The organism is Legionella rowbothamii, from assembly GCF_900639985.1.
GTDB lineage: Bacteria > Pseudomonadota > Gammaproteobacteria > Legionellales > Legionellaceae > Legionella > Legionella rowbothamii.
The window spans coordinates 1-11,077 of sequence record NZ_CAAAIM010000015.1 but is presented as its reverse complement, the minus strand read 5'-3'; the positions used below and the strand labels follow the sequence as shown (position 1 = coordinate 11,077).

Here is an 11,077-nt window from a genome sequence, read left to right as displayed (position 1 = left end):
AGTCCATTTACAATGTCGAAGCTCGCAATGCGATGCGGAAATTAAATAATTTTGTTTAATAGCTTTTGTATGTCATCCAAGCGTTCTGAGAGTAAAAGCACCTTCTCTTGCAAAGAATCACTTGCCAATTCCACTTTACCAATCGACTCCTGTGATTTTTCCGCAAGACGTGCAACCTCATGAGCAACAATCGCAAACCCTCGCCCTTCTTGACCTGCCCGAGCGGCCTCAATCGATGCATTCAAAGCTAAAAGATCCGTTTTGCCAGATAAATCACGCACGACGCCCACCATTTTATTAATGGCTTCCACAGAAGAGATGAGCTCACTAAATACTTTACGAATATCGCTAAAATGATGATTAATATCGCCCATCTCTCCAGAATTGTGTTTTAGTATATTATTTTTATCAGTAACGGCTGAATCAACTCGTTCACCCTCTTGATCCATTAAAAAACTCATAATCCTTACTCCTGCCTGACTTATGTTAAACGTTGGGTTTTTCCCACTTCCAAATCATCGAACCAATCAAAAAAACGCTCTACATCATCCCCTCGAAAAATAGCCCCATGTTGTGGGCATAGCATTTCAACTCCTAGCTTTCTAACCCGTGATATCCAAGCATCTTTGGCCGTATTGGAGGGCATCCAACGTTGATGAAATTTTTTCATATAGGGTGCATGAGCAGCAAAATCAGTAACAAATAAATCCGCATCATGAGGTAATAATGCAGCTCCCACATCGCCACTAAATAAAATCTTAGATACTGGATCAAATAAGTGGAAATTTCCTGATGAATGCAAATAATGAGCGGGAACAAGCTGAAAATGGCGATCGCCCAATTTTATTTGCATGCCTTCATCTGGCACCGAATATAAATTATGAGCAAATTTATACCCGAAATGAGAAATAAAACTACTCCATAACCAAGATACATAAACCGTGGCATTGGGTGTTAATTCCATCCACATGGGTAAAGAAGACATAATATCTGGGTCTTGATGAGAACACATATATGCCTTAATAGAGTTGAGGTCTATTACTTCTGAAACCATCGACAAAACACTAGGAAAAATTTCCATGCCCCCGGGATCAAGCAGCATCGATTCGCCACCGGCCTGAATAATATATTCATTCGTATCAATAACCGATTTAGGTTTATTAGGATCGCGCGCTAAAACAGTCCATTGAATATCACCATTATCATAGAGAACTACTTTTTTCATCCTATCCCTCACTATTCCATGGTAGTTTGTTTGCGTGCTTAAAAATCATAAAGTAATCTCGAAACACATCATAATCATGTGACAACACACTGAGTAACTCTTCAAATGATTTAATTAAGGAGCCCACGGCAGCCATACCCAGCTCACTGCGAAAGAGTTCTTCTTCGATTCTCAATGCAGTAAGGGCAACAAAAATACGATTAATTAAAAACTCAAACACATTGAACTGTACCTCAAGTGCTTTGACACCATTTCTAAATTGAATAAACCCAAGAGCCACTTGCTTTTGTAATCGGGAGGTAACATCATTTGTCAGCTCATGGTTCGTAGAATAACTCTCTGAAATTTGCACCAGGAAATAACTATCAATATGATAAAGTGCTATTTTCGAGGACAGGACTGTTTCAATTAGGCGACTAGTAACCTGAATTATAGTGTTGATTTTGGTATGCATCTTACGCGATGTCTTTTCAATCTGGCTGGCTATTTCAAAAAATACACGTGCTTTATTACCAGTTTGACTTGCAACAATAGATGCATTCACTGAAATATCTTCTACACTACCAATAGTTCGCTGCATTCTTAACGCTAATCGACGCAACTCATTACACGCTCGATAATGATGATTTATGTTATTTTCTCTATCCATATGACTCACTTCATATTCTTAATTACACGTCACATTCTTGTTATTTAAGACAATGGAGCTTCAACATAAATATCAAACTTTAAGAAACAAGCATTATTTATATATCCCTATCAGAAATAAGCTGGAAATCTATCAGACAATGAACAACTCTTTTTGAGTATAGCAGCATATTTTTTTTTTGTATGAAATCTGAAGGTTACGTTAAAAAATCTATAAAGAAATGGGCAATTTATACGGTCATGCGGCTGATCAGCTCAGCTTAAACTTAAGTAATTTGAAATAACTCGAAATACTACCTATATTTTATTGGCGGAGAGAATAAAAATTAAAAGGGACTATCGGTGAGATCATCTAGCATTCGTTTATTTCTATTGTTCATTTTTTGTATTACATGCGGCTTATCAACTCCTGTACTAGCGCAAGAAAATACCGAAGTGGTTCTTTTAATTGATACCTCAGGAAGCATGAAACAAAACGATCCGCAAAATTTACGAATCCCCGCAACCAATTTATTGATTAATCTTCTTAAAGATAGAGCCCAACTTACTATTTTTACTTTTTCTACAAATGCTAAATTATTAGTACCTACGAAAGAAGCCTCTGACGACTATGTGAATCAATTTCACGCCAAAGAAAAGCAAATCAATTCTAGAGGCCAATTTACTAATATTCTTGCTGCACTAAAAGCAGCTAATGGTTCATGGAAAGACAATAAATCTCGATTTATTGTTCTGCTTACCGATGGAAAAATCGATCGCGGCTCCAAACAACAAGATAGTGACGATAAGCAAGTCCTCAATAATCAGTTACTTCCAGAATTGAAAAAGAATCACATCAAACTCTATACCATAGGCATCGGCTCAAATATCGATGAAGAATTACTGAAATCTTTAGCGAGCCAAACTAATGGAATTTATCAGTTTATCAACTCCATGTCTGATGCAGAAAAATCCTTATATAATGCTTTTACTTCAGCCATTCCGGCGCAAGGTATTCCACTGGAAAAAGCAGACAATAACGAACGAAAAATCCCAGTAGATGCAAATGTAAAACAATTGTCCGTAATTATTGAGAAAAAAAATCAAAAAGCGCCAATTGCTTTATATAAACCTGATGGAAGTATACTTGAGTCAAAATTCCCCTCACTGAGTAAATTTATTTTCATCGATGTGAAACATCCTGATGCAGGCGCATGGAAAATAAAAGGGGATGAACAACAAGAAGAACGAGCCATTATTTTAACTAATTTAGAATTAATAACGAATAAGTTAAGTGGCGAGTACTTTAATAGAGAATTAATTACTATAAACGCGAGATTAGAATCAGAAAAAAGCCTCAACGAGTTACCTCATTTATTAAAGAATACGGCAGTAACACTCAGCCTAAAAAATGAAAAAGATAACTTTTCTACTCCCATTCCTCTAATCAAGAATATGCAGTTTGAAAAAGAGTTTCTCTTAGACATGTCTCCAGGAGTAACCAAAAGTGTAGTGACTGCAAAAAATGATTCTTTTGTACGGGAAGAACAATCTTTGTTTAAAATAATGCCCACACCGTTTCAACAAAGCATCGTCAATAACACCTTTAAAGTCGAATTAATTAATCCACACATTGAACGAGATTCAGTACAAATCAAACTAATAAATCAAGAGCGAAGCGCTTTATCAACTCTTGCTCCTAATAACGGGGCTTGGCAAACCAATATTGATACTCTGTGTAACACCCAGGCATTACCTGAATTTTCACTGCAAGCTGAAATTACGGCAAAATCACCAAGTGGGCGTCCATTAGCTTTGCTCTTACCACAAGAAAAAATTATTTGTAATACCGCCCCCGTACAAATAAGTAGTTATATTGCACCTATCCCCTTAGATAAAATAGAAAGAAGTACCCCTGGCCCGACGGTTGATAAAACAAAACACATGAATAAAAGGCACCCCCTATTATCAATTAATCTAGTTTCCATGATTGGCTTACTTGTATTAATTTTTGTATCAGTTATTTGTGGCTATTTCTATAAGAAAAATCAAAAAATATATAAAGAGAAAATGGATGAACTAAGGGGAAATGATGACATCTGAAGCTGTGTTACCAATAATACTAATTATTACTTTATTAACCTGTTCATTAATCGCCTTCTTTATTCACAAGGCATTAACCAATCGTGCCAAAATAAAAATATTATCTGATGCAAAAACTAAGGCTGAAGTATATATAGAAAATAATGCCTCTGAACTCACTCCGATCCTCATTAATTTTTATGGCGATCAAAGTGAACATTATTTAAAAAATATAAAGAAACAAAACCAGCTCATTTTAAACCAATTAATTCTATTAATGATGGAGTGTAAATCCAATATTGCTAATCGATTAACAAACACATTTGAACTGCTGGATCAAGCCTATGTGAATACATTTTATGAAGCAGCACAGCATCATCGCTCGCTCACCAATCAGCAGCAACCTCCAGCCGCTCATCATCAATCTATTGAGCAAGAAATAGAAGAGATGATTTTAAAAATGGCTCACTTATGTAATCTAAATGTTGATGAAAAAACGCTTGAAAATCCTGAGGCTATAAAAAAAACGATTAGTGATTGTATGGAAAAAATAGAAGCCGTTTTTGAAGAAAATAAAACGCATGCGGAAGAATCGACCCAATATGTAGACTTAATTGAGCAAATTCGTTTAGAAAAAAAAGACATGCGTCAAACGATAAATCAAGCACTAAAAATTTTAGAGCAAATATATCAACAATATAAAATAGAACTAAAGCTTGGCGAGGACATTACATTTAAGCAATTTAATTATGATGAATTAGCATCCATTTTTAAATTAACTGAATCGGATAAAAAATAAGTAAATCAAATGCCATCGGATGCAAGGAGAAAATATGGACACCAATAAAAATATTTTGATAGTCGATGATTTTGCGACGATGAGAAAACTACTGCTGAGCATGTTAACAAAACTAGGATTTACTAACGTGACTGAGGCGGAAAGCGCTTCCAAAGCATGGGAACTCTTGCAGAAAGAGCATTTTGATCTGGTAATTAGTGACTATAATATGCCCGAAATGAATGGTATAGAGCTTTTATCATACGTACGAAAAGACAGTGCTTTATCAAAACTCCCCTTTATTTTACTCACAGCAGAAAACGATACAGATTTGGTTATCGAATCCAAAAAATATCACATCAATGCCTATATTCTTAAACCTTATAAGATTGATGTCATCAAGGAAAAATTGCAAACCATATTTCCTGCATGATAAGTCTGGATACCGCGGTCAAGCCGCGGTAGTTCGGTTTTATAAGGGGTTTAGCCTGGTTGCAGCAAATCCTAGGGCATAGATTACGAAATACGATAGTTAATGCAAAATCCTAAAACATAAGCTACGGTTTCCTAAACACTTATAAGTCTTAAAAGGATGTCATAATGTCATTAAAAGGAAAGGGTTTGAGCGAATTGCTAATGGAGAGTATAGCCTAGTAGACTAGAACAATGTTCTGTATGTTAATTACAATCATATTGTTTATGCCTTAGCGTTAAATGAGGCAAATCACCCAGAAAAAGGGATCAAAATACTGCATTCGATTGATTATCATAGCCTGTCAAAAATTATTGAGGACTCAGGGAGTATACCCACTATCACAATGTCGGCTTGATATTATTTTCATCGTCAGTATCAGTGTTTGCTATTGATTGTTCTACTTCGTCTATTATTTTATTGAATCGACCTTTAATACTAAACAAACCCCTTGTACGGGCATCAATTTGTTTCAATTCTTGCTGATGACTTTTTAGCAGTTCCTTATCAATATTAGGAGTAGATAAGGCTTTCGTTAATAGTTCTATCGCTTGGATTGCTTCTTCATATTTCTTACTTTTATCCGCAGTTAAACCTGTGGCAGTCAGCAGTGTAGCAAATTGACTTTGGCTTTTAATTTCGCCTCGAAGTTGGTTGGCATACACTTCCAAGCTGATTATTTTTTTGCTTAATTCCAAACACAATCTATTGTCTGGCTGTTCTATATCAAGCTGCATTTTATTTTCTATTTGATTAAAAAACTGCTTACATTCTTGTATCGTTGGTCGTTGAGACTCATCGGCAGCTGTCATTTTTTCAAGAAAATGTTTTGTCATGAACTGGTCATAACTTAAATAGTGTTTAATCGTTAAGGATTCTTTTTGCCCGTTTTGAGAGTTTATATCAAATTTTTCACCAAGAATTATTCCTAATGAATAAATATCACTCGCTTTAGAAAATCTATATCCATGGTCTGTAAAACAATCAGCAGCCATGTAGGCTCTATCTGAAGACGCACTTGTATAAACATGCGTTTCATCATTAGAAATTAACTTAGCTCGGTTAAAATCAACAATATTGGCTTGGGCAGTTTCTGGATCCCAAATAACATTCGCAGGTTTTAAGTCGGAATGAATAATATTATTGTCATGCAATAGCCCGAGATTGATACACAGTATAGAAGCTAATTGAGCAAAAGTAATCGAACCATAACTGTATTTATCTTTATGAGCTTTATTTTGAATATCTTTTCCGGGATGCAAAGGCATGGCTACCACAGCCTCTTGAATCGTAACTACTCGTTCTTTAGTAATGCCTTCGCCAAAGTCCAGGGTAACATTTTTAACGCGTTCTCCTAGAGAAAACCCCTTGCTCTGTTGAATTCTGCTAAGAATATCATACTTATGTTCAGTTTCTTCTCGTGCCCTTTCGATGTCTCTTTTTCCAAGGGTACCACCTGCACTATAGTCAGTAATTTTTATTGCAACCTCGGTATCAGGAATTACCCTGCCATTTTTAATATCGAGTTGAATTCCATGTGACACCTCTCCAAATGCACCTGAACCTAGTTTTTGCGACACAAGAAAATAGATAGAATTCTGAGCCTTATCAAAAAGTCTCACAATTTTAAGTTGCTCATCTATATCTTCAACGATGTCATCTTCAACGATATTAATAGAGTGAGATTTAGCAAATTGCTCAATCGCTTTTCGTGAAAGTTGTTCAATAACTTCTTGTGGAGGCTGCTTTATTCGTTTTTTTTGAGCGTCTAATTTAATACCAACCTTAGTCATTAAGCTCTCCAGGAAATATTCATGATTTATATAGGACGCACAACTTAATCAGTGCTTTTTATATAATTATATTGCACAAATATTAACAAATTATTAAATTTTAATAATTACATTACTATGCAATTCGAATCGGAACTCGAATCTTTATCAGAATCTTTATCCGAATTAGGAATAGGCTCATCTGGAGTGAGTGTTGGTTTGTGGGTCGCACCAAATATTTTAAAAAAATTATACATAAAACTATTAGGCTGCGCTGAATAATTCCAGTCGCTGCTGAGATGCTGAATGTGCTCTATGTATTTACCGGTTGCATGAATTGTTTTATATCCATTTTTGCCAGCAGCCGTTATATTCTTTAGGTCATCATCAACTAAAACGATGCTATCGGGCGAACCTGTGTACTTCATATCTTTTATGGAATACATAATATGTTCATTTTTATTAGCCTGACGAGGATGGGCTGGAAGCCACGATTCAATATGTATTGCTTGAACTTCATCCGCACTTAATCCAATTACTTCTTGCAAATATCTTGGAATGAATGTACTTCCATAAGCATTAAATGATGCAATTGCAAGACTATGGCCTTCGCTAAGAATCGAGCGAATGATATCTCGCCAAGTATTGGGACCTTCAATTGGGGGAATTTCTTTGATGACATCCCACATCTCATCCATTTTCGTAAGATGAGATACTGCATTGTGAGTATTTTCAGAAGCGATTGTTTCATCAAAATCCAGAATAAATAAAGGCATGCTTAGACCAATTTAATGATATTGCTTGGTAGATCATTATACACAAAGGATAAAACAATATCAAATAATGTGCGCGTACATAGTTTAAACAAGGGGCTATTTCCTGCCGCCTCGCGCTTAAAACCACAACATTATGCATACCGTAAAAAATACGGTATTTCAAAATAAACTCATCTTATACACTAACCACACCAAAAAATTTACCTAGAGAGAGATTATGCTTACAAGCCCTGTTGCCAAACAACTGCAATTAACCTTAGATGTGATTAAAAAGTTACTTCTAATTATATTTTTTTCTTCTTTTTCAGATTTTTGAAATATTCGTTCGCCTCCTTTATTCATTTTAATAAAAGAGACTTTATCTAATAATGATAATTTGTTTTCTAATTTCCTACTTAAAAATAATCCAACACGGTAGGTGAAAAGAATAAAAAGCCCCCCCAAAATATTAGATTTGAAAGTCCAACGGTCGGAGGATGGTAAGAGCTTACATAAGTTTTTGAGCTCCGTTGCAAAAACGCAAGATGTTTTATAATTTAGACTAATCTCATTAGTTGATATTCTATCCTCATGCGCTCAACACAACCTATAGCCTTCAAATGGTGTAATTTTTATGGAGGAGCGTAGCCTTGAACTGGATCATACAACTATTTATCGTTGGGTTCAGTCCTATGCGCCAAAGCTTAAAAAGCGATTAGATTGGCATAAGAAACGCTATGCTAGACGGTGGCACCTAGATAAAACGTACATCAAAATAAAAGGACAATGGAAGTATCTGTATTGTGCAATTGATGAGCAAGGTAAGACCGTTGATTTTTATTTGTCTCATTGGCGCAATGCGATTGCTGCGAAACGATTTATTAAGAAATTAATTAAAAGTAATCCAATCTGTGCTATTAGCATGATTAATACCGATAAAACCCCAGCCTAGGATCACGCGATAAACGAATTAAAACAAGAAGGAGTCCTAAATAATCAAGTCAAACACGTGCAAATAAAGTATCAAAATAATCGTTTAGAGGCTGACCATGGCAAGGTTAAACGTCTCATTAATCCGGTCTGAGGATTTCAGTCAATAAAAACAGCCTATGCTACCATTAAGGGGTTTGAAATCATGCGAATGTTCAAAAAAGGAGAGCCCAAACTCTGGGCTCTTGCGGTATGAACCGCTGGGAGATGCCTAAAACCAAGGTTGTGTACCACCCAGGGATTTAGATACAAAGGGTTTGGAATGCGGATTAAGTCCGGGAGAAAAAAAATGGTTGGGGTTGAAGGTATTGAATTGAACCTGGCGGGGTTGAATAGACAGCTCAAATACCCCCTGATTAGTTCTATTTTCTTGACCAGAAACCCCTTGGTCTGAGAGTTCATCGACCACGCGCAATACGGCCTGTTTGACCGGATGAATCTCTTCCCCTGAACAACTACTATGCAGCCCTTTCCCATAGATTAAAGTAAGCGCTGAAATAGAGTCCTTTGCCTTCATCTCCTGCTGTACACGACTTTTGAGTCCGAAATAGACTAGGCCAAATGACATTCCATGCAAGTTTAGTCTTGCCCCCTTCTTCATATCACCCAGCTTAAATTGCTCTATGGCCTCATTAATCAAGGCTTCTGCCAGTTCGGCATCCGGCTCCTTACTCTTGGCAATCGCATCTAGGGTGCTGTTGTAGGTAATGGCATCAGCCAAGTTTGCCTTCTTGGCTTCTTGAAGTAACTGCACCGCCCGCTCGGTATCCGGCTCCTTACTCTTGGCAATCGCATCTAAGGTGCTGTTGTAGGTAATGGCATTGGCCAAGTTTGCCTGCTTGGCTTCCTGCAGTAACTGCACCGCCCGCTCGGCATCCGGCTCCTTACTCTTGGCAATTGCATCGATGGTGTTGGCGTAGGTAATGGCATTGGCCAAGTTTGCCTGCTTGGCTTCCTGCAGTAACTGCATCGCCCGCTCGGCATTCGGCTCCTTACTCTTGGCAATCGCATCGATGGTGCTGGCGTAGGTAATGGCATTGGCCAAGTTTGCCTGCTTGGCTTCCTGCAGTAACTGCACCGCCCGCTCGGCATCCGGCGCCTTACTCTTGGCAATCGCCTCTAGGGTGCTGGCGTAGGTAATGGCATCAGCCAAGTTTGCCTTCTTGGCTTCCTGCAGTAACTGCACCGCCCGCTCGGCATTCGGCGCCTTACTCTTAGCAATCGCATCTAGGGTGCTGGCGTAGGTAATGGCATCAGCCAAGTTTGCCTTCTTGGCTTCCTGCAGTAACTGCACCGCTCGCTCGGCATCCGGCTCCTTACTCTTAGCAATCGCATCTAGGGTGCTGGCGTAGGTAATGGCATCAGCCAAGTTTGCCTTCTTGGCTTCCCGCAGTAACTGCACCGCCCGCTCAGCATCCGGCTCCTTACTCTTGGCAATCGCATCTAGGGTGCTGTTGTAGGTAATGGCATTGGCCAAGTTTGCCTTCTTGGCTTCCTGCAGTAACTGCACCGCCCGCTCGGCATCCGGCTCCTTACTCTTGGCAATCGCATCTAGGGTGCTGGCGTAGGTAATGGCATCAGCCAAGTTTGCCTTCTTGGCTTCCTGCAGTAACTGCACCGCTCGCTCGGCATCCGGCTCCTTACTCTTGGCAATCGCATCGATGGTGCTGGCGTAGGTAATGGCATTGGCCAAGTTTGCCTTCTTGGCTTCCTGCAGTAACTGCACCGCACGCACGGCATCCGGCTCCTTACTCTTGGCAATCGCATCTAGGGTGCTGGCGTAGGTAATGGCATTGGCCAAACCTTTGGTTACAGCCATCTTATGTACAAGTAAAGAGTACTGAGGTTGATGCAATTGAGACAGGCGTTTAATGAGTTGATTTAGAATTATCGTATTAGGGAAAATATGCTTATCCAGCATCTCAGTCAATAACGAGGTGACCTCATCCAGGCCTTTGTCTTTTAACTGCTTGCTGTAGAAAATGTAAGTGCGTTTATCAGCATCTGCTTTTATATTGCACCCTTCCATTCGCATTATTAATGAATTGAAAGGAGCAACTTGGTTTCCAGTCTTTTTGTTTTGCTGTCTAGTTAATCTCATCGATGTAATCCAAAAATCAAAGTGTAAAATATTAGCTCACAATAGATATTTACTCAACGATAATTTCGTATCGTTCAATGCACGAATGGCTTAATGTGTACGTCGGGGCTGTTTTCGGACAAGATTTTTGGGTTTACATATAATAAATTGAGTAATCAATGAATTTGTTGATATGGTGTAGGGGTGCAGCGTCAATTTAACTTTTTAAATCGCAAGAAAAGAGAGCGTATCGAATATTAGGCGCAAAGAATCTCAGAAGCAGTGTCTTGCCAAAT

General features: G+C 38.1%; 9 protein-coding genes and 1 pseudogene. 4 read left to right on the top strand and 6 right to left on the bottom strand.

The features are described from left to right. Positions 1–41: 41 nt before the first annotated feature. The 3 genes from E1P08_RS16165 to E1P08_RS16155 are packed head-to-tail and all read right to left on the bottom strand — an operon-like array spanning position 42 to position 1,874. A complete protein-coding gene (locus tag E1P08_RS16165; protein WP_133138004.1) occupies positions 42–461 on the bottom strand; it encodes a methyl-accepting chemotaxis protein in 420 nt (139 codons plus the stop codon). A 20-nt stretch (positions 462–481) separates the two neighbouring features. Then, positions 482–1,225, bottom strand: a complete 744-nt coding sequence (locus E1P08_RS16160; protein WP_133138003.1) for an oxygen-binding di-iron domain-containing protein — start codon at positions 1,223–1,225, stop codon at positions 482–484. A 1-nt stretch (position 1,226) separates the two neighbouring features. Next, positions 1,227–1,874, bottom strand: a complete 648-nt coding sequence (locus E1P08_RS16155) for a hypothetical protein (RefSeq protein WP_133138002.1) — start codon at positions 1,872–1,874, stop codon at positions 1,227–1,229. 341 nt (positions 1,875–2,215) lie between these two features. Between E1P08_RS16155 and E1P08_RS16150 the strand changes: the two genes are divergently transcribed. From E1P08_RS16150 to E1P08_RS16140, 3 genes are read left to right on the top strand one after another with little or no spacing between them, the layout of a single operon-like run. Further along, positions 2,216–3,955, top strand: a complete 1,740-nt coding sequence (locus tag E1P08_RS16150) for a vWA domain-containing protein (RefSeq protein ID WP_133138001.1) — start codon at positions 2,216–2,218, stop codon at positions 3,953–3,955. Further along, complete coding sequence (locus tag E1P08_RS16145; protein WP_133138000.1) at positions 3,942–4,733, top strand: hypothetical protein; 792 nt, start codon at positions 3,942–3,944, stop codon at positions 4,731–4,733. The genes E1P08_RS16150 and E1P08_RS16145 overlap by 14 nt, the downstream gene beginning before the upstream one ends. Positions 4,734–4,767: 34 nt before the next feature. After that, entirely contained in the window at positions 4,768–5,145 is a 378-nt protein-coding gene (locus E1P08_RS16140; RefSeq protein ID WP_133137999.1) for a response regulator, read from the top strand. A gap of 380 nt (positions 5,146–5,525) precedes the next feature. Here E1P08_RS16140 and E1P08_RS16135 read toward each other — a convergent pair whose 3' ends face one another. Next, a complete protein-coding gene (locus E1P08_RS16135) occupies positions 5,526–6,977 on the bottom strand; it encodes a protein kinase domain-containing protein (protein WP_133137998.1) in 1,452 nt (483 codons plus the stop codon). A 107-nt stretch (positions 6,978–7,084) separates the two neighbouring features. Further along, the gene (locus E1P08_RS16130) at positions 7,085–7,732 is read right to left on the bottom strand and encodes an HAD family hydrolase (protein WP_133137997.1); all 648 of its coding nucleotides are present in this window, start codon (positions 7,730–7,732) and stop codon (positions 7,085–7,087) included. Positions 7,733–8,345: 613 nt separating this feature from the next. Between E1P08_RS16130 and E1P08_RS16125 the strand changes: the two are divergent. Continuing rightward, positions 8,346–8,795: pseudogene (locus E1P08_RS16125) on the top strand (IS6 family transposase). Between the two features lie 117 nt (positions 8,796–8,912). Here the strand turns inward: E1P08_RS16125 and E1P08_RS16120 are convergent. Then, a complete protein-coding gene (locus E1P08_RS16120) occupies positions 8,913–10,802 on the bottom strand; it encodes a hypothetical protein (protein ID WP_133137996.1) in 1,890 nt (629 codons plus the stop codon). Between the last annotated feature and the right edge of the window lie 275 nt (positions 10,803–11,077).